The organism is Ochrobactrum sp. AN78, from assembly GCF_029909885.1.
Taxonomy (GTDB): Bacteria; Pseudomonadota; Alphaproteobacteria; order Rhizobiales; family Rhizobiaceae; genus Brucella; species Brucella quorumnocens.
Genome location: NZ_JASAMU010000008.1, coordinates 1 through 20,728, shown reverse-complemented (window position 1 = coordinate 20,728; position 20,728 = coordinate 1). Strand labels below are relative to the sequence as shown.

Genomic DNA, 20,728 nt, shown 5'->3' with positions numbered 1-20,728 from the left:
AGCGGAATGACCGCGTTGGAGTGTGTGTGAATTGTACGGTAATGTCTGCAATGAAGGCGCAAAGCGGCCATTGCGATTGTGTTCTGACTTGATAGCTTGAGCGATAGTCATTGCTTCTATTGCTCACCGTTATGTGATATTTAGAGCGATAGAAAAGGATGTTATCGCTCATGCCGTGGAACTGGACGCAACCGGACTGGCCAAATTTTCGTTATGACGGTTCGGCGCTACAAAGTCTGGAGCAGCAATTCCTGCTCTCCTCCGGCGAAGTGATCGGTGCGGTGCGCCACATCAATCCGCAACAGCGCGACCTGTTGCGCATCGAACTTTTGAGCGATGAAGCGATCAAGACGAGCGCCATTGAAGGAGAAACTCTGGACCGCTTGAGCGTCCAGTCATCACTGCGGCGGCAACTGGGCCTGGACACGAACAGACGTTCGGTGCAACCGCGCGAACACGGCATCGCAGAAATGATGATCGACGTGTACGGAACCTATGCGTCATCACTCGATGACGCCACCTTGTTCCGCTGGCATCAGATGCTGATGCAAGGCAACCGGCATCTTGAAACCATCGGTGCCTGCCGGACGCATACTGACGCCATGCAGATCGTCTCTGGACAGCTGGAGCGCCCCACGATTCATTTCGAAGCGCCGCCTTCAGAACAGGTACCGGGCGAAACGGGCCGTTTCATTGCTTGGTTCAATGAGACGGCACCCAATGGCTCGTCTCCCCTCCCCGCACTGACCCGGGCCGGGCTTAGCCATGTCTGGTTTGAAAGCATCCACCCCTTTGAAGACGGCAATGGGCGTCTGGGTCGGGCACTGGCCGAAAAGGCCCTCGCCCAGTCGCTGGGTCAGCCCAGCCTGATCCTGCTGAGTTTTACCGTCGAACAGAGCCGCAAAGCCTATTACGAGCAGTTGGAGAAACATCAACGGACCCTCGACGTTACCGGATGGCTGGTGTGGTTTGCCGAAACCGTTCTGGCAGCGCAGCAACTCACATTGCAGCGCGTACGCTTCTATATTGCCAAGGCGCATTTTTATGATCGGTTCCGCGGTGCCCTCAGTCCACGCCAGGAAAAGGTTGTAGCACGGTTGTTTGAAGCCGGACCCGATGGCTTTGTTGGCGGTTTGAGTGCGGACAATTATCTCGCCATCACGAAAACCTCACGCGCCACTGCCACCCGCGATCTGCAGGATATGGTCGACAAGGGTGCTCTGACGCGTAGCGGCCAGTTGCGGTTTACCCGTTATGGTCTGAACTGGGAACAGTTTGCGCAATAAGGCATCTGAAATCATATAGGATTCCAGCCGTTGCGAAATCTAACTCTCTCATAAGTATGGTTACCGCGACATTAACCATGTTGGCTTATAGCCTCCGATAAGTATAGGTTATCGGAGGTTATTGATTTGAAGCCGCAAATCAGCGAAAGTCAGGCCCAAAGCAGCGGTTTAACAGGAGGCAATGACGCACAAAAGCCTATTCCGAGCGATGCGCTTGCTGGTGACGCGCGCTACGAGCGGAGTGCAACAAAACGGTCTCGGATCTCGGCAAACAGCGCCGGTGGTAGCGGACCGTAATAACCGGTATCGTCATCCACAGGTCGCAGATCCGGTCCCGGCCAGACAAAGCGATTGCTTTCGCTGAGCACTATCCAGGAACGATCATCGTCCAGTCCGAGGCGGCGTTTGGTGGCAGCGGGAATTTCAATTGCCTCGTCATCCCGTTGCGGTGGCGTATGGGTGATGGGCAAAACCCTGACAACCGGCGATCCGTCTTCCAGTTTCGTCGTAATAGCTAATACGAGAACAGGACGATCCTTATCGCCCTCTTCCCGTCTCTGCTCGAACTGCCAGTGCCGCAAATAGGAATATCTGAAAATCCAACCGACCTTGAGCTCACTCGGAATCATGATATTCTTCGTTCAGTTCACGATCGAGATGCTCAAGGCCTGCTTCCGTGGAGGCGGCTTTAACAGCCGCGAGATCGTCTTCGGTCAGCGTACCAGTCAATTCGACGCGACGCTCGCGCCGATAATCCTCGTATGCGAGCAGAACGGTGCACGGGCGACCGTTCTTGGTAATGATAACCGGATCGCGCACGGCAGCGTCCTGGTAGGCGCCAAAATTCTTGGAAATGGCTGCTGCTGTTACTGTGGATGTCATGATCAACCTCCGTTGTCCGTAATATACGGATTTCACGGGTTTTCCGGAAGTTTTTAAATCGAGAAGCATTGTGCAATGACCAAACCGAACCCCATGTCTTCAAATGTCGGGAGCCGGGCGGAACAACTCGACACGAATGCTGCTGTCCTGCCGATAAACCGTCGCGACATGCTGGCAGGCATTTTAACCGATGAGGATATCGAGACACTGCGTCATCTGGTCAATGAAGGCATGGGCGAAAACACCCTTCGCGCGCTGACTTCAGATCTGGCCTATCTCGAAACCTGGTCGACGGCTGCAACCGGCACCCCCTCCCCTGGCCTGCGCCTGAAGCCTTTCTGTTAAAATTCGTTGCCCATCATTTGTGGCGACCACAGCAGCGGGAGATCGAACCTGGTCACGGCATGCCGACCAGTGTGGAAGACGAATTGCGCCGACAAGGCTTTTTGCGCGTGTCGGGACCGCATGCGCCGGCAACGGTCCGTCGTCGTCTTGCCAACGGGTCGACACTGACCCGCTGGCGCGGACTGGAGGGGTCGTTTTCGTCGCCGACCGTCAAGTCTGCAATCCGTCTTGCCGTCCGTGCCGTCAACCGTCCGCGAAGCCGCAAGAGCGCGAATGCTATTACCGGCGATGTCCTCATAAAGCGGCTGGCGACCTGTTCCGGCGATGATCTGCCCGCGATTCGTGACCGGTCCATCCTGATGGTAGCCTTTGCCTCCGGCGGGCGAAGGCGCAGCGAAGTAGCCTGCTTGCGCATAGAACAGCTGGTCAAACAGGCCCCTATCACCGATGAGGATGGCCCTACCCTCCCCTCTCTCGGCATCCATCTTGGTCGAACCAAAACCAGCGGTGCCGATCAGGACGAGGTCGTCTATCTGACCGGTCGCCCCGTCGAAGCGCCTACCCGCTGGCTTAAAGCGGCAAACATTGACAAGGGCAGTGTGTTTGGCAAAATCGATCACTGGGGCAATGTCTCGGCAGGAGCGCTCGAGCCGAGCGCCATCAACCGGATCGTCAAGCAGCGCGCGCAAATGGCCGGGTTAGAGCCGGGGGAGTTTTCTGCGCACTGGCTGCGTTCCGGGTATCTCACCGAAGCCGCCAATCGGGGCATTCCCCTCCCCGAAGCCATGGAACAGTCTCGCCATCGCTCTGTGCAGCAGGCATCCGATTATTACAACAATGCCAAACGGCGCAGCGGACGCGCGTCGCGGCTGCTTTAAAGCCCAACCGGTCGTGGGCCATAGCAAAAAAGCGGGGGCAAAACCGCGACTTTCACCACCTAGTTTAGCGACAAACCTCTGGAATCCCAACATGGAAGGCGGTTCGTCGCAGAAGCGAGGAACCGTGCGGCTGATGATGGGTGCGTTGGGCGCTTTATCTGCTCGGTCCGACAGCGATGGTAATAGACGATCCTATCTGAGTGAAGGAATACGCGACAGCACCATGCTAGTAAGCGGATATCATTTCTATAGAGTCCGCCTTTCCAGAGTGTGAGAAAGGCCAAGTTGCACCGACAAGGCATCCAGCAATCCGTCAGGTCTGGCCGTCGATTATGTACATGCTTTGGGTCCATTTGGACCGACCGCGCCCCAGAATGACAATGGTTCGGCTTGACCTGCAGTCTGCCGCCGCCAACCAACGGCCTCTACAGAGCCTCCATTGTAACCAACGAAATGGGTACGCCATTCTTCTGTTTCCGCATCGGTCAGCCTCTGCCAGCCGAGATCATCACCTTTTTCCGTCGCCGCTTGCAAACCGGTCGCTTCGCAAATGGCAAGAAAGCGGTCAACCGTCATATTCTCCGGAAACGCAGTGGCTGTTCCAACACTCAAAAATGCAGCCCACAAGCCGCTGATAACGCTTATACGCATCCACACTATATCGCTTTCCCGGGCCCAAAAATATATCCGCTATGCTGAACTGTCGCATAAAACCCGATTGAAGCGACACTCGTTGTCCTAACTTTTATACGTCGCAGAATAAGGATTGTGGCCGCAGGCACAGTGTGCGGGGTTAGCCCCGAAGCGGTCAATCAGGACAGGCCATTTGGCTAAGGCTGAAGGCAAACCCTCTCGCCACCATGCGCTTATCCATATCTGCATCAGCGATGGGATGGCTTCGTTGAGATCTCGGCCATCAGCACCGTCCTGAATGCGAAGCTCACCAGAAAGCAATGGAACCGGTTCGGCAGGCCTCGAACATGCATCGTGCTGAGATGCTTTCCATCATCGACCTTGCGCCTGAGGCAGGTCGCGATGCCCGCACAATTTATCATCCGGTCAGCCGCGCGCACATCATCTAGGTGACGATTGTCGGGCGCCGTTGCTCGCTCCGAGGTTGATCAAACATCCCGGCGAGTACTTGTTGTTGGTTTGCATTTCTGCTCAAAGCCTAGAGCAACAGTCGATCCGGCATAGGGTTGTGGGCCAGTGCTGGCTGGCACGCCGGCACCAGACTTTTGTCAGCCGTACTTTTTGCCAAAAAGCGTATATTTTTCTGGTAGTTAGGAGAATTGATCGCGTTTAGCGCTCACTGGTCGGCGCTTTGGTAAAGGGCGCAAACATGATCTGTGTGAGCGTGCGTCTTCAGTACAGTAGACCAATCTGTCCAGTACAGTTTTCAGACAGTTTCGCGAATGCGCTCTTCTGCTGCATCATGCATTGGCGAGTAATGTGCCACAGCCAGAAGGAAACGCCCGTGCTATTTCTGCGTATCACAGAAGAGCGCGCCTGCAGGACGTGGCAGATTGCCAGCCCAGGCTTAACTATGCCCATTGTTTGACAGGCAGCGGCGCGCATCCTTTCGGGAAATCCAAATAGCTTGACGACAATGCGCATCGTTTTTGTCATAGTAATATATCGCGTGCATACCCACTCCTGTGGGCATCAGCACCAAAATACTGTCGCTTTTTCCCAAGAGATCGGTGCAGTTTCTCCGCCAGAAACATTTACGGCTTAGAAGGAGCGAGAGTCGTCACTTGGTATGAAGCGCCTATCCGCAGCCCGTTAATCTTTCATTAACCTTAAACTCCTTGCAGCGCAGGCAGAATCGGAATTATAGTTGCGAAAATATGAATGCCGGGCGCTTTTTTGCGAAAGTGTCATAAGCAAGGACATTAGTTCTCAAAATGACCGAACACAATGCGAACCGTTTCGACCACGAAATTGCCAGCCAAGGCGCCAAGATTTCCGGTGCGCTCAACATGTTGCGCACGCAGCAATATCCGCCTGACGCGCGAAAGACCCTGCGGCGCTTTCAGCTCCCGGAGGTTGCCGATCTGATCGGCGTCACGCAATCGCATTTGCGGCAGTTGCACAGCGAAGGCAAGGGTCCCGAAATCGAGGTGGTTTCTGGTCGCCGTTACTACACTGCCGAGCAGATGCTTGAATTACGCTCCTATCTTGAAGAGAACAAGAAATCTGACAAGAGGATCTATCTGCCGCGCCGCAAGGCGAGCGAGCCACTGCAGGTTCTTTCTGTCGTCAATTTCAAGGGTGGGTCCGGCAAAACAACGACATCCGCCCATCTCGCTCAATATCTTGCTTTGACCGGCCACCGCGTGCTGGCGATTGATCTCGATCCACAGGCGTCGCTCACGTCGCTCTTTGGGATCCAGCCTGAGCTCGACGAAATCGCGTCGCTTTATGAAGCCCTGCGTTTCGACGAGGAAAGAAAGCCGATCGCCGATGTGGTGCAGTCAACCAACATTCCCAACCTGGACATCATCCCGGCAAATCTACTGCTCCAGGAATATGAGTATGACGTTCCGCTTGCCATCTCCGGACGCAAGGGCGAGGAGGGGCGGCTGTTTCATCTTCGGATCGTTAATGCGCTCAAGGAAATTGAAGACAATTACGATGTCGTCGTCATCGATTGTCCACCGCAGCTCGGATATCTCACCATTACCGCTTTAATGGCGTCAACGGGCATCCTGATCACCATTCATCCGCAGATGCTCGATATCATGTCGATGTCGCAGTTCTTGCAGATGCTCGGCGGTATCATGACCTCGGTTGCAGATGCAGGCGCCGAAATCAGGGTCAAATGGTTTCGCTATCTCATTACCCGTTTCGAACCGACTGACATCCCGCAGGCTCAGATGGTGGGTTTCATGCAATCGATGTTTGCTCAAAACATGTTGCGGAACCACGTTCTCAAGTCGACAGCGATTTCAGATGCATCGATCAAGAAGCAGACACTTTATGAGGTCGAGAAGGGCGATTTCGTGCGATCGACCTACGAACGCGCAATGGAAAGCCTCAATGCCTCCAACGGAGAGGTCGCAGAACTCATTCATCAAACCTGGGGGCGGAAATGATGCATTTGTCAGCCGTTCTTTTTGGTAAATTATCTCCTTTTTTCAGAGACTTATTCAAAATGAGCCTGGAGGACCCAGTCCATGTCGCGTAAGAACCCCTTTGCAAATCTTGATCTTTCTTCGATCGGCAACACTGGACCAGCGGCAAAGAGCGGCTACGGTATGACTGGTGCCGCCAAAACGGTAGTCCGCTCAATCGAGGAAATGGCTGAAAACACCAAGCGTCTTATGGATGGTGAGACCATTGTCGAGATTGAGCCGCAATTGCTGGACGTTTCTTTCGCTTCCGACCGTCTCTCCGACGAAGATGGCGAACTTCTCGCTTTGCAAGAGGCGATCAGGGATCATGGCCAGACCTCGCCTATTCTAGTGCGTCCAAATCCGCATAATTCGGAACGTTATATGGTGGTGTTTGGTCATCGCCGTGCCCGCGTTGCGATGAATTTGGGCGTTAAGGTCAAGGCCGTCGTCAAGAAACTTGATGATATTGCATCGGCGATCGCTCAGGGACAGGAAAACTCGGCCCGATCCAATCTCTCTTTCATTGAACGGGCTTATTTCGCTCAGAACCTGCTTTCCAGCGGCATGACCAAGGAGACAGTCAAATCGGCCATCGGTATCGATGATGCGCTGCTGTCAAAGATGCTCAGCGTCATCGAGACGATCCCCTCGGCGATGACCCTGGCATTGGGTGCCTCCAAAAAGATCGGTCGTGATAAATGGCTCTCGCTACGCCAAATCATTCTCAATCCGGCCTATCTGAATATAGCCCTTGAGAGAATTGACACCGAAGCCTTCCTGGCATTGCCAGAAGACGAGCGTTTCGACGCGCTGCACGATTATCTGAAGAAATATAGTGCCCGTTCGACGGCAAAAGTACCGGCCAAGGCAGTGATTGAGAAATCCTGGGCTTCCGATGATAAATCGGTGCGTTTTTCCATGAAACAGAAGCCGAAGAGCGTGGCTATTGAATTGACCAGCGCAGAAGCGCGGCCTTTTAGTGACTGGCTATCAGGGAATATGGATCGGTTCTACAACGAATATAAAACTGCAAGAACGCAAAACAACGGAGATTAACAGCAAAAGAAAAAGGCCCCCGATAACGTTGCCGTCATGGAAGCCTTCCTCAAGTTTGGTCGCTTCAAGAATCGCATTTCCATGAATCACTGTCAAGAGCGTTAGGCGTCAATTTGGCGGGCAGATTTCTTTTGCCTTATGAAAGGTGAAGGAAAATGCACATTCAGGAGAATGTCACGTCCACATTTCGTGGGCGAAGGGCTTCGTTCGCCCAAATGAAAATTGCTTGCCAAAAAATTTCCCCCGCCGGGACGGTCAACCGCTGGGTGGTCTATAAGCATCTTTGCATCGCCAAGGCGACGTTCGGGATCAATGATCGTTGCCTTGCTGTCCTGAATGCCCTGCTGTCCTTCTACCCGGAAAACGAGCTGAGTGCCCGAAACGGACTGGTGGTGTTTCCGTCAAACCGACAACTCGCATTGCGGGCGCATGGCATGCCGGAATCGACGCTGCGTCGTCATCTGGCGTCATTGCTGGATGCCGGGCTTATTATCCGGCGCGACAGTCCCAACGGCAAGCGTTACGCCCATAAGACCGAGGCCGGTGAGATCGAGGAAGCCTTCGGCTTTTCCGTTGCTCCTTTGTTAGAACGGGCTTCAGAAATTGCCAAAGTTGCTGAGACAATTGTGACTGAAGCCAAGCATTTGAAGCGCACCAGAGAGCGTCTAACACTTTGCCGCAGGGATTGCTTGCAGCTGCTCGACACTATCGAAATGCTGGAGCAGCGCGATGTGCGTCGGGCTTATCATGACCAATACCGGGTGATCGTTGATCGCATTCCCCGCCGCGCGGCGGTCGAGCAGTTGGACGCTATCTTCACCGAATTGTCCTTTCTTCGCCAGGAAATAGCTAACTGCATGAATTTCAAGGATGATGCAGAAGAATTGAGCGTCAATCATGCTCAGATTGAGCGGCAGCATAATGAATCAAAACCTGAATCTCTTTTTAAAGATAATAAGGAAAATCTGTTTGATTTGAAGGAAGAGCCGGCTCAATCGTCGAGGCCAATGCCGGGCCTCAGTCAGGCGAAGGCAGGTTTACAGAATGTCGATGTCTCTTTGGATCTCGTTCTACGATGTTGTCCTGACATTCATGACTATGCCACCACGCCTATCAGGTCCTGGCGTGAATTAAGCGATGCGTGTCGTGTCGTGTCGAGTTTTCTGGGTATTGCGGAATCCGCTTATCGAGAGGCGCAGTTGTGTTTGGGGCAGGAAAGAACCGCTGCGATCATCGCGTGGCTGCTGCAACGTATCGCCAAGATCCAGTCGGCTGGCGGTTATTTGCGGTTCCTGCTCAATAAAGCGCGGATCGGCGATTTGTCGGTTTCAAACCTGCTTCTGGTGGATCCCGTCAAGCAGATGCAGACTGCAATGTCGCAGTGAAACGCGACCAGAGATGAAACTATTGAATATTTCATAGCGGGTTCAGGACCACGGTTTGCGGCTTTGATCTCATTTGTCGACCAAAGCCTGTCGACACGGGCTTGATAAATTGCCCGCCTTTACGAGCCCGCCCGATAAAGCTCAGAGGAAGGAAGTTCGCGTTGTTTTTGACTGAACGAAACAACGCAATATGTCTTTGTTTACCAAGGAGAAAAGCAGTCGACTGAAAGCTAATAACGCAATTGGTTTCGCAACATCGACGAGGGAGATGGGCTCGGATTTTAAAAGATTTTAATCGAAATCCTGACGACGCGCATGTGATCAAAAAGGGCCCGCAGCTGCCGACAATCTATCATCAATCATTCATCTTGGGCAAGGTTTTAGTTGTGCTTTCGACTGGGCCCGGGGGAGGCCACCGGCAGGATAGCCTAAGAGCAGGTATCGCTTAATCATGGATGAAGATGAAGGTCCCATGGCTGCCTGACCTTTGCTAATGATGTGCTAAGCTGGAAAGAAGCCGCACCCAGCGCTGTCCACTCCTCCAGGGAATAATTGTTATGCCTTTGCGGAATTGCTCGCTGAAAAACGCCATCGGCTTCCGACCAATGTCGGACAGCTTTCGGAGCAGTGAAACGTGTTACGTGCGATGAGCATTTGCCGAGAATCAGATATAAACCCGCTATGACGACAGCGTTAGAGGATCCGCGATCCGCCCCTTTTTCTGATCGCCTTGATCAGACCGCGCTTCTGGACCTTTTGGAGAAGGCAGAAACCAAGCGCAAACAGGCATTATCCGCCAGTCTGTGTCTCGCATTTGGGTTTGGCGCCCAGGTTTCGCAACTCAGCCTTTTCGATGTCGCGATTATCGGGCCGTATGTGGCAGCGTTGATGATCGCGGCTTTATGCTGGGAATGTTCCAATCGCCTTTGGCGTATAAGCGCATTAAGGCTCATTGCACCTCAGATTGGAGCGTCCTTCGGGCAGACGCGTTTTTTAACAGGGTGGGAAGCGCTGGATTTTGAGCAGTGGCTGAAGGATCTGTTCGCCTCAAACGGCTCCAAGTCGACCTCTTGGCAAACAGCGGGACTTTATCGAGACGTCTCCTACCGGTTCAGCGAGCAGTTGATTTCTCATCCGAGGCTGAACAAGACAGCAGGCAGAGAACCAGCAAGCTATCACTACTTGATAGAAATCTCCGTTCCTCTGCCGTTTGTCGGTCGCCTGGAAATTATGCCTGCTGCAGCCATCAGCAGCCTGTTTGACACGGTCACGAGAGATGCCTTCAGGCCTGACAGGCGTGTTCATACCGGTGATCCGCAGTTTGATCAGGTATTTTCTGTTCACGCGGACAAGGGTGCAAGCGACACTGAACTACTCACCCCCGCAGTCAGACAGATTCTTCTGGCAATCGCCGCGGAAAACCAATCGCTGAAACTCCAAGCGGGCTTCGAAAATGGTTGGTTTCATTTAGTGTTTCCGATCCCTGAGGCAAGCTTCTCCAGCCTTTCTTTGCTGACACCGATGCCGAGCCTGATACGCTCAACGCAGCGGATATGCTGGCAACTGACTTTTGCACAGCGCTTGATCGACCGGTTCATGGGTGATTATCGCGGACCGTTAGGCTGAGAGGATGCTAAGAATTCTCGTGCAAGGCGGGTAGATGCGCCAAAAGGATTTGCTTGGTGACAAACATCGACATCAAGCGTATCTACCAGCAGCGCGCCCCGCGTTTGGTTCGCCTATCGCGTCGATAGGCTCCTCCGTCGTCAATATCTACAAGGGTTGCCTTCAATTGCAGGTCGGGTTGCATTTCATGGCGTCGCAATCGGGCGCAAGCCCAGACATTGCTGCTTTGTCGTCGTTGCGAAATTTCTCGAACGGATTGCGATCGGGCCTCAAATCTAGCTGCGGCGGTCCATGTCAGATTGCAGAACGCTGTTTCGTTGGTGTGGATTAACGCAATCGCCATTGGCTTTGGTCCGCAATGGGGCCGGGGCCGAGTGAGCACGTGTTGGCTGTCAGAGCCAGAATTCTTACGACCTTGAACGCAAGGGGACGGTCGGTGCTGTCGCCATGCTGATCCACCGCAGAACACCCAAAGGCACGCCCGTTTTGACCTTAAGAGCGGATTGATCCCTCGCTTCGCCGTCTTTTCTGACACATGGTCCGCGCATGACCGGTTCCGGGTGTCTGTGCGCTTCTGCCGATCGGACAACGCGACCTGCTTACCGGTAAAAGAAACGCGAAAACCCTTTCAAATATACTTTCGTATACGCGGCATAACCAAACGCATCTGCTGATCCGACAGCTTTTGCGTGGTCTGTCATTGATGCTTCTGGTAATGACAATGTGTCTGAGCCGAGGGTTTGGCTCTTCAACACAGGAAACCACAATGTCCAGCGACAGTAGTCGAAAGCGGTCGCCACTGGGGTTGTCTGGCAAGAGTTGATTGAAGCTCTTACGCAGACGCTCAAGTGGCGCGTCATGAGGTAAGAGATGAATATTAGGACCATCGCCAATTTTGGTGCGCGCTTTGTTATGCGCATGCGCTCTGACCTGCGTAGCACGTGTCTCGGTAGAAACGTGCCAGATAACGATGCATTCGCAGGCCATGCCTGCATGAAAGACCTGACAATCAAACCTGCCGAGCCTGCAAGGCTCACAGCCCTCTGGCAGGTCAATCCGCAAAACGGACATGTCGAGTGCCATTGGACCACGAATCCTGAGGACATCGCCTCCTATCAGGCATTGCCCGTTCTGGAGCGCTATGGACTTATCCTTGCCGCAAGCCAGCAGAGCAGGGCGACACACCGCATCCACGGATGAGCCGTGCCATTGAGGGCTCTGCACCGACCCGCGCTTCCATTTTGCTTGGGGCAGGCAATGTTGCCCGCTTCTGGTTCTGTTCGAAGCGAAGGCCGTGTCTGCCTTCAGGCGATTACCAAGACGATAGAACCGCAACAGAGGATTAAAACAATGGATGACGACCCCAGTATGTCCGCTCAGTTCGCATATGTGATGCGGCCTGAGCGGACTTCGCACGCTTTCTACTCCCAAGTGAACCGGACGTCGCTTCGACGCTACGGCATGGTGGTGCACATCCTTTAGCTGGGTGGGCATGTCTGTGTCCGTGCCGTCTGTCGCGGCATAGGATAAAGACATGAATGTAACAGTGAAACAGCCCCAACCAGCAAACGCGCGCAAGGATGACAGAAAACTCTCGATGCGTGCCGTGCGCGAGGCGCAAAACAGCGTCGATACGACCCTTGCCAACTTCAAAACGAGCCTCAACGGTCTCACCGAGGCAGAAGCACAAGAGCGTCTCATCAAAGACGGACCAAATCATGTGGCGCATGAAAAGCGTCTGCATCCGCTTTTCCAGTTTTTGATGGCCTTCAAGAACCCGTTTATTGCTGTTCTCGTGCTTCTGGCCGCTATCTCCAGTGTGACCGACATCATCTTGCCGCTGCATAATGGTGAAGAAGCAGAATATACCGGTGTCACGATTATCATGACGATGGTTATTCTTAGTGCATTGCTGCGTTTCTGGCAGGAATTTCGCTCCGGCAAAGCTGCGGATGCGCTCAAGGCAATGGTGCGCACCACGGCAACGGTGCTGCGTCGCCAGCAGCGTGGGCCGGCCCAGCATGAGAAAAGCCAGGCGGTTGAAATCCCGATGGCCGAGATTGTCGCCGGCGATATCGTTAAGCTGTCTGCCGGTGATATGATCCCTGCCGATGTGCGGCTGCTTGAATCGCGCGATCTCTTCGTCAGCCAGGCAGCCCTCACCGGCGAGGCGTTGCCGGTTGAGAAATACGACACACTGGGGGCTGTCGCAGAAAAATCCGCGCATGCCACAGCCGCTTCGGGCGATGCTACAGACATGCTCGATCTGCCCACTGTCTGTTTCATGGGCACCAATGTCGTAAGCGGTACGGCGACGGCCGTGGTGGTCGCAACAGGTGCGCGTACCTATTTTGGCTCGCTCGCGAAAGCCATTGTTGGATCCCGTGCGGAGACCGCCTTTGATCGCGGTGTCAACAGCGTGAGTTGGTTGTTGATCCGTTTCATGCTGGTGATGGTGCCGATCGTGTTGTTGATCAATGGCTTCACAAAAGGCGATTGGCCAGATGCATTCATGTTCGCTCTCGCCGTCGCTGTCGGTCTGACGCCTGAAATGCTGCCAATGATCGTTTCGTCCAACCTCGCCAAGGGCGCTATGGCGATGGCGCGGCGCAAGGTCGTGGTGAAACGTCTCAACGCGATCCAGAATTTCGGCGCAATGGATGTGCTTTGCACGGACAAGACCGGGACATTGACGCAGGACAAGATTATTCTGGAGCATCATGTCGACACCAACGGCGTTCGTGATGAAAATGTTCTGCGTCTGGCATGGTTGAACAGCGCGCATCAAAGCGGTGTGAGAAACCTCATGGATCAGGCCGTTGTTCGTTTTGCAGACGCTACGCCTTCCCTGGCGGCGTCGGTAGAGTTCTACAACAAGATTGATGAGCTGCCTTTCGACTTTGTGCGTCGTCGTCTGTCGGTTGTCGTTGAAGGCCCGCAGGGCGAACATCTGCTGGTCTGCAAAGGCGCGGTTGAGGAAATGCTGGCGATCTCGACCGCGATCCGCGATGGCAATGAGGTCATACCGCTCGACGATTCACGCCGTGATGCGCTCATTGAACGTGCTCGTGATTATAATCGGGATGGTTTTCGTGTGCTTGTCATTGCGACGCGTGAGATTGCGGCGATACAAACCATGGCGCGCTATGGGATATCGGATGAAAAAGAACTGGTGGTGCAGGGCTTGCTCACTTTCCTTGACCCGCCAAAGGAAACCGCCCGTCCGGCCATCGCAGCCTTGGCCGAACATGGCGTGGCCGTTAAAGTTCTGACCGGAGACAATGAGGTGGTGACGGCGAAGATTTGTCGCGAAGTCGGGCTTGAACCGGCGACGCCAATCCTTGGCCGTGAAATCGAAAAAATGAGTGATCAGGCTCTGCGGGTCACTGTTGAACAAACCACGGTTTTCGCGAAGCTGACACCATTGCAGAAATCGCGTGTGCTCAAAGCGCTGCAGGCCAATGGCCATACGGTTGGTTTTCTTGGCGACGGTATCAACGATGCGCCTGCGTTGCGTGACGCCGATGTCGGTATTTCGGTCGACAGCGGCACTGATATCGCAAAGGAGTCCGCCGATATCATTCTGCTTGAAAAAAGCCTGATGGTACTGGAAGAAGGGGTCATCAAAGGCCGCGAGACCTTTGGCAACATTATCAAGTATCTCAACATGACGGCGAGCTCGAACTTCGGCAACGTATTCTCGGTGCTGGTGGCGAGCGCGTTTATTCCGTTTCTGCCGATGCTTGCGATCCATCTGCTGATCCAGAACCTGATGTATGACATTTCGCAACTGTCGTTGCCGTGGGACCGCATGGACAAGGCGTTTCTTGCCAAGCCGCGCAAGTGGGATGCCCGCAATATTGGTCGATTCATGATCTGGATCGGACCAACTTCATCGATCTTTGACATCACGACCTTTGCACTGATGTGGTATGTCTTTGCGGCCAACTCCCCTGAAATGCAGTCGCTGTTTCAATCGGGCTGGTTCATTGAGGGTCTGCTGTCTCAGACGCTGGTTGTGCATATGCTGCGCACGCAGAAAATACCTTTCATCCAGAGCACGGCGGCGCTGCCGGTCATGCTGATGACGGGCCTCATCATGGCAATGGGCATTTACATTCCTTTCTCGCCTTTGGGCGCGATGGTGGGATTGCAGCCGCTACCATGGGAGTATTTTCCTTGGCTTGCAGGCACCTTGCTTGCCTATTGTGTCGTGGCTCAGACGATGAAGACCTTCTACATTCGTCGCTTTGGTCAGTGGTTTTGAACGCGGGTTCTAACGCTTTGTCCTGACCGGGGCACGCTCCAGCCTTCTGGTTCAGATCTAAGTCGCATGGTGATGACTGGATGAGACCTTGACGGTGCCATGCAGTCGCATCGACCGAGATGACCAGCCTGGATTCTGGTCATCTCTTCACGCTTCACAACACGATCGTGTCAGGAGAACAAACATGATCACTGGTTTTATGTCCGCCTTCGCACCCCCTCAACAGGACCGGGCACCGGGGGGTGGGGGAAAACGCTTCAAGCCATACGAACCGAAAGGGCCGCGCACGCCATTTCCTGCGCGACCGAAACGAGCCTGGGCAGGGATCAGACATTACCCGCATCGGCTTTTATGCTGGATGTTGGCTGTGCTGGCGACGAAGCTTGCCAGTGCGACCTACGCCCTGTCGCGCTTTGGTGTTCTTGATCAAGCGCAGACAGGCTGGCTCTTGCGGCTTGCGACGCGCTTACACGCTAAATCTGTCCGTATGCTTATGGAGGGATCGTGGTAAAACCGATGCGGTGACGCTGTCGGATTTCAGGCAAGCGCCGCCCTTGCGGTTTGAACGGAAGATATTGATGGGAAAGAAATTCTATCGTCCTTTGTCGCCGCGGATGCTTGCAACATCTGTGGTTCTGTCGATTGTCAGTGCTGCGATATTCATTTTTGACACTCTCACTGATTATGCCATCGCGGCCGCTGTTTTCTACACGGCGGTCGTGCTGGTCTCTACCCGCCTGTTTTCGCATCGCACGGTAATTGGTGTCGCGGCAAGCTGTATCGTTTTAACCATCGTCAGCTTCTTTCTGACGCGTTCAGGCTCCTACGATGTGGGAGCCATCAATACCTTGATCAGCATTCTCGCCGTTGCGTGTACGGCCTATCTGGGCCTGAAACTGGTGGATGCAGAGGCGGAGACCTATCAGACGCGCGAGCGTTTGTTGCGCCTTGCGCGGCTGACGACGCTGGGACAGTTGACGGGTTCAATCGCGCATGAGGTCAGCCAGCCGCTGGTTGCGATTGAAACAAGCGCCGGCGCTGGTCAACGCTGGCTCGCACAACGCCCGCCCAATGTTGATCGTGCGATGGCAGCGCTCGAACGCATATCGCTCGATTCCCATCGGGCCAGCGAGATACTCGACCGCGTTCGACGTTTGTCGAAGGGCGACAAGCCGCAGCTAGCGAGCTTTGACTTCAATACGGCAATCCAGGAGATGGTCGAGCTTGCCAGGGCCGAGCTTTATCGAAATGATATTCATTTTGAAATCGAGCTCGCTGAAGCGTTGCCGCCCGTTTCGGCGGACAGAGTGCAGATCCAGCAGGTTTTTGGCAATCTGATCCTCAATGCGATCGAAGCACTGGCGCAGACCGAGCAAAGTCAACGTTCATTGTGGATAGCGTCATCGCTCGGTGAACACCGTTCTCTGCGATTTACGATAGCTGATACGGGACCAGGCCTGTCGGTCGCGGCGCGTGAGCGGCTTTTTGACGCCTTCTGGACGACAAAGGAAGGCGGCTTCGGCCTCGGACTGACCATAAGTCGCACGATTATTGAGGCGAATGGCGGTCGTATATGGGTGAATGCAATTGCAATGCAGAGCGCGGGCGGCACTGGCACAAGTTTTGTTGTGGAAGTTCCTCTGGCCGGAGAAGAATGAGCATGGCCGCGAGTCCGCAAGAAAATACGTTTGTTTATATCATCGACGATGATCGTTCGGTCCGCCAGGGCCTTGATGACCTGTTCGCGTCCATCGGCATGACGGCGTTGAGCTTTTCCTCGGTGCGCGCATTTTTGGACTATCAGCGACCGCCCGGACCGGCTTGCCTCATTCTGGATGTTAGAATGCCGGTTCAGACAGGGACGGAGTTCTTCGCGCAGATGTCGGGTCTTGGCATCGATATGCCGGTCATCTTCATCACCGGCCACGGTGATATCGCGATGGGTGTGAGAGCGATGAGAGACGGCGCGGCGGATTTCCTGTCGAAACCTTTTCGCGAGCATGATCTGTTGGACGCTGTCCATCGCGCGATCGAAGCTGAGAGAAAGCGTCTGCACAACGACGGCGTCCGTCGGGCGGTGTGGAACAAATGGCAGAGCCTGACTGTGGGTGAACGCGATGTGTTCGCGTTGGTGGTGCAGGGGCTATTGAACAAGCAGATTGCTGGAGAGCTCGGCATCAAGGAAATCACGGTAAAGGTTCGCAGAGCCCATGTGATGCAGAAAATGCAGGCGGGGTCTCTTGCCGAGCTGGTGCGTCTGTCCATGCTGATCGCCGACGCCGATCGCAATCCGGACTGAAACTAACCGAGCGTGAGCAGCCGTCACTGGCGTGAATGGTCCCATTGCTTGTGATCGCCCCTTCAGCGGATTGAACCTTTTAGCCAAGCCCTGTGCAATTGACGTCCAAAGATTATTGCCGCGCAGATCTGTGCATCGACGGGCCCCATAGCTGCAGACCGCAGTTGAGGCCCGCTCAGGACAAGCTGACGTCTCGGATCAAAGCGGCATCACCGAGACCAGTCTGAGACGGCTTGGCCTGTGATCAAAGCTTTCGCGGGTATGCGCGCCCTGCGCAAAAGACAGACCGCGACCTGCAATCGACAGTCTCTTCCGCGACAGATATATTGATTGCTGCGTAATCAAAAAATCAATTTCATTATATTAGCAATTCTTCAATTAAATCCCGCAGTAAATCGGTTTTTCAACCTTCGTTATTAATGTATAGAGAATTTTGGAATAAGAGATACTAGAATCAACTGCGTGAATCTGTGGATTTATATACGCAAATGCTAATATTTACACGAAATACTCGGGATAATGATTTGCGGATTGCTGATTAGCGGTCACCACACAGAAAATCATTACTCGGTTGAAAATGAATTGTTGTTATTGTTTTACATCAAGCGCAGACGCCGGAGTTGTTGCATGCGTGAACTGATTGACGGTCATCGTCCTCCGCACACCATCGGTTGCGTGTCTTCCGCGCAGAATCTTGGGCTGATCGCGGCAGCTGAAGATCAATCCGCCACAAAGAAAGCGCATGCAAATCGGCGCCGAAAACGGATTGCCGCTCTGCTGTCTGGAACGGTGATCAGCCTGATGATAAGCGGTGGATATATCCCGCAGGCGCAGGCGAAAGGCGGCCAGGGCGGTACGACCTCGGCAAATACCGGAAACTGCGGTGTCGGTGGCGCAGGCGGGTTCGACTATGAACCCGATCTGGCGACAACCTATTATGATGGCAAGAATGCAACCAACAATGGGCAGCACACCAATTATTGCGGCTACAATGGCGGCGGCGGCGGCGGCGCGGGTGGTGGCAGTGGTGGAAAAGGCATTGCCAGCGATCCGGAGGCGCTTCAACCGATAGCCGGCGATGGCGGTGATGGCGGCGCCAACGGCCAGGTGGTCAATTCGAATGTCAGTGTCTCAACCGATGTCCTCGCAGGTGACGGCATGGCTGGTGGCAAAGGCATCCGGACGGGCGCCTCGGGCGGCGGCGGTGGCGCCGGCGGTTACGGGCTGATCGTCACCGTACCGGCCAATACCATTACCAATGCCGCCACCATCCAGGGTGGCCGGGGTGGTGCCGGTGGCGCGGGTGCGGGGGGTAAATCAACCTATAATGAGGGCGGCGCTGGTGGTGGCGGTGGCGATGGCGGGGTTGGGATTTACAGTGCTGCAGCCAATGTCACCAATTCCGGGACAGTGGCCGGTGGGGCCGGTGGCAGTGGTGGCCTCGGTGGTTATGAGAACCAGACGGATATTCATGCTTATGGTGGCGACGGGGGGGCTGGTGGCGACGCCGTCACAGCTCAAGCGGGAACAAGGTCCCCGGCGCTCACCAATCAGGCCGGGGCAACCATTCGAGCGGGAAATGGTGGCAATGGTGGCGACAACACCGGAACCATTGCGACTTCGAACTTGACGCTACTCAGCAATGGTGGGGCAGGTGGCTATGGTGTGCGAAATTTCCGCAACCTGACAAATCGCGGCACGATCATTGCCGGAGACGGGGGGCACGGCGCCAATACGATGGCGGGAAGCGGTGGCGGCGGCTCCAATCTTGGTGGCACGGGTGGCGACGGTTTTGCGCCCTACGGCGGCAGGGGGATTATCGACAACAGTGGTGTCATTACGGCGGGACGCGGTGGTGATGGCGGGCAGTTTAGTCATTCCTCCAATACCAGCGATGCAGGCAATGGCGGCGCCGGCGGCTACGGCGTGCGGCATTTTTCCGGAGCGCTTCAAAACACCGGCAGCATCACGGCGGGTGCCGGCGGGAATGGCGGATCGGACTCACAGGGCGATTACAATGTTGGTAATGGCGGAAAAGGCGGGGTCGGCGTTGAGTTTTCCGGCACTCTGACCAATCGTGGAACGATCACCGGAGGGGCGGGCGGCGCGGGTGGGACCAATATTGCTCTAGACTCGTTATTTTCCACCGACGCCGCCAATGGCGGAGATGGCGGCGCAGCGATCGACGGCGACGGATGGGTGATCAACAGTGGCAAGGTCATTGCCGGGGTTGGTGGTGCTGCCGGTAGCAACGACGCGACCGAGGGCGCGCGCGCCGGCGCCGATGGCCTGGCGATCCGTCTGAGTTCGGGCAACACACTTCAAATCGAAGCAGGCTCGGAAATCATCGGCCAGGTTGCGGTCAGTCGTAACGATAATGGAGCAAGCAATGGGCATCTGATCCTTAATGCAGAAACGGCTTTCAGCTTTTCCGGCGGTATCAGTTCCGATCTTAATCAGGCCGGCTTTCAATATCAGGGTTTCGTTGACCTCAGAAAAGACGGCAAAGAAACCGCATATTTGTCCGGAACAAACACCTATACCGGTCCGACCTATTTTGAGAAAGGAACGCTTTCGGTCTCCTCGGATGATAGCCTTGGCATCTTAACCGGCCCCGATATCAGCCCACTGACATTTCAGGGTGGCACCCTGCAGATTACCGGGACGACGATGACGTCGACGCCGCGCCGCATCGATTGGCAATCGGGTGGCGGCGGGTTTGACATTGCTGACGCGAATAATGTCTTCACGATCAGCCAGGCGCTTGGAACTGCCGCAGCACCGGGCGGCAGGCTGAGCAAGGCCGGCGCTGGGACGCTGGTTCTCACAGGCACCAATTATTATGGGGGTGGGACTGACCTTCAAGGCGGTACCCTGTCGGTTTCTGCCGATCATAATCTGGGTGAGGCCAGCGGAAATCTACGCTTTTCCGGCGGCACTTTGCAGGTGACCGAGACGATAAATTCTGCCCGGGCGGTTAACCTCGCGACTGACGGCGGCACGGTCCTCGTTGACACCGGCAAGACGTTGACGCTTGCAGGCACTGTCAGCGATCTGGGTGCTGCGCATGGCGCTTTGAGCAAGACAGGTGACGGCACATTGGTGCTGGCCGCAACAAACAGCTATTCGGGCGGCACGACAATCGCCGCCGGGATCCTGCAACTGGGGGACGGAACACCCGGCCATGACGGACAGATTGTTGGCGATATTATCAATAATGGCGCGCTTGTGGTTGCCAATCTTGGCGATAGCGCGCTTGATGGCGATATCAGCGGCACAGGAACGCTGACGCAGTCAGGCGCGGGCGTGCTGAGGCTATCGGGCAAGAATGATTATAGCGGCGATACACAGCTATTTGCGGGAACCGTTTCGGTCGCCCAGGAAGCCAACCTTGGTGTTACAGCCAGTGCATTGACCTTTGACGGTGGCACACTGCAGGTAACCGGCACCGACTTCAACCAGACGTCTCGCACCATCAACTGGGGCAATAATGGCGGCGGCTTTGATATTGTTGACGCCAATAACAGTTTTACTGTCTCTTCGGCGTTGTCCGGCACAGGCGCTTTCACCAAGACCGGTGCCGGC

The 20,728-nt window shown here is 54.8% G+C and carries 13 protein-coding genes and 2 pseudogenes; 12 read left to right on the top strand and 3 right to left on the bottom strand.

From position 1 onward, the window contains the following. Positions 1-170 precede the first annotated feature (170 nt). On the top strand, positions 171-1,286 hold the full coding sequence (locus tag QBD00_RS15505; protein WP_318579974.1) for a Fic family protein: 1,116 nt from the start codon (positions 171-173) through the stop codon (positions 1,284-1,286). Between the two features lie 196 nt (positions 1,287-1,482). On the opposite strand, the pseudogene QBD00_RS15500 reads toward QBD00_RS15505, so the two are convergent. Continuing rightward, positions 1,483-1,915 (bottom strand): annotated as a pseudogene (locus QBD00_RS15500) (plasmid maintenance toxin (PemK-like)). Next, positions 1,902-2,168, bottom strand: a complete 267-nt coding sequence (locus tag QBD00_RS15495; protein ID WP_318579973.1) for a type II toxin-antitoxin system Phd/YefM family antitoxin — start codon at positions 2,166-2,168, stop codon at positions 1,902-1,904. Before QBD00_RS15495 ends, QBD00_RS15500 begins: the two are co-directional and overlap by 14 nt. Before the next feature lie 75 nt (positions 2,169-2,243). Between QBD00_RS15495 and QBD00_RS15490 the strand changes: the two are divergent. Continuing rightward, a pseudogene (locus QBD00_RS15490) lies at positions 2,244-3,391 on the top strand (tyrosine-type recombinase/integrase). Positions 3,392-3,721: 330 nt separating this feature from the next. Here the strand turns inward: QBD00_RS15490 and QBD00_RS15485 are convergent. Beyond that, positions 3,722-4,042, bottom strand: coding sequence for a hypothetical protein (locus QBD00_RS15485; RefSeq protein WP_151094002.1), 321 nt, complete (start codon positions 4,040-4,042; stop codon positions 3,722-3,724). Between the two features lie 1,256 nt (positions 4,043-5,298). Between QBD00_RS15485 and repA the strand changes: the two genes are divergently transcribed. The 10 genes from repA to QBD00_RS15435 all read left to right on the top strand — a co-directional run. Then, on the top strand, positions 5,299-6,489 hold the full coding sequence (repA, locus tag QBD00_RS15480) for a plasmid partitioning protein RepA (RefSeq protein ID WP_151094005.1): 1,191 nt from the start codon (positions 5,299-5,301) through the stop codon (positions 6,487-6,489). A gap of 81 nt (positions 6,490-6,570) precedes the next feature. Then, positions 6,571-7,566 carry a plasmid partitioning protein RepB gene (gene repB, locus QBD00_RS15475; protein ID WP_318579972.1) on the top strand — a complete coding sequence of 332 codons (996 nt, stop codon included), beginning with the start codon at positions 6,571-6,573 and terminating at the stop codon, positions 7,564-7,566. 155 nt (positions 7,567-7,721) lie between these two features. Then, positions 7,722-8,951, top strand: coding sequence for a plasmid replication protein RepC (repC, locus tag QBD00_RS15470; protein ID WP_318579971.1), 1,230 nt, complete (start codon positions 7,722-7,724; stop codon positions 8,949-8,951). Positions 8,952-9,839: 888 nt separating this feature from the next. Further along, complete coding sequence (locus tag QBD00_RS15465; protein ID WP_191907288.1) at positions 9,840-10,577, top strand: DUF3137 domain-containing protein; 738 nt, start codon at positions 9,840-9,842, stop codon at positions 10,575-10,577. 870 nt (positions 10,578-11,447) lie between these two features. After that, a complete protein-coding gene (locus QBD00_RS15460; protein WP_191793640.1) occupies positions 11,448-11,777 on the top strand; it encodes a hypothetical protein in 330 nt (109 codons plus the stop codon). A 334-nt stretch (positions 11,778-12,111) separates the two neighbouring features. Beyond that, the gene (gene mgtA / locus QBD00_RS15455; RefSeq protein WP_318579970.1) at positions 12,112-14,844 is read left to right on the top strand and encodes a magnesium-translocating P-type ATPase; all 2,733 of its coding nucleotides are present in this window, start codon (positions 12,112-12,114) and stop codon (positions 14,842-14,844) included. A gap of 184 nt (positions 14,845-15,028) precedes the next feature. Continuing rightward, positions 15,029-15,355 (top strand): hypothetical protein, encoded by a 327-nt coding sequence (locus tag QBD00_RS15450; protein ID WP_318579969.1) that lies wholly within the window; start codon positions 15,029-15,031, stop codon positions 15,353-15,355. Positions 15,356-15,422: 67 nt separating this feature from the next. After that, positions 15,423-16,502, top strand: a complete 1,080-nt coding sequence (locus tag QBD00_RS15445) for a sensor histidine kinase (protein WP_151094024.1) — start codon at positions 15,423-15,425, stop codon at positions 16,500-16,502. A gap of 2 nt (positions 16,503-16,504) precedes the next feature. Then, positions 16,505-17,143 (top strand): response regulator transcription factor, encoded by a 639-nt coding sequence (locus tag QBD00_RS15440; protein ID WP_151094026.1) that lies wholly within the window; start codon positions 16,505-16,507, stop codon positions 17,141-17,143. 627 nt (positions 17,144-17,770) lie between these two features. Further along, positions 17,771-20,728 (top strand): beta strand repeat-containing protein (locus tag QBD00_RS15435; RefSeq protein ID WP_318579968.1); only part of this gene is annotated, 2,958 nt, incomplete at its 3' end.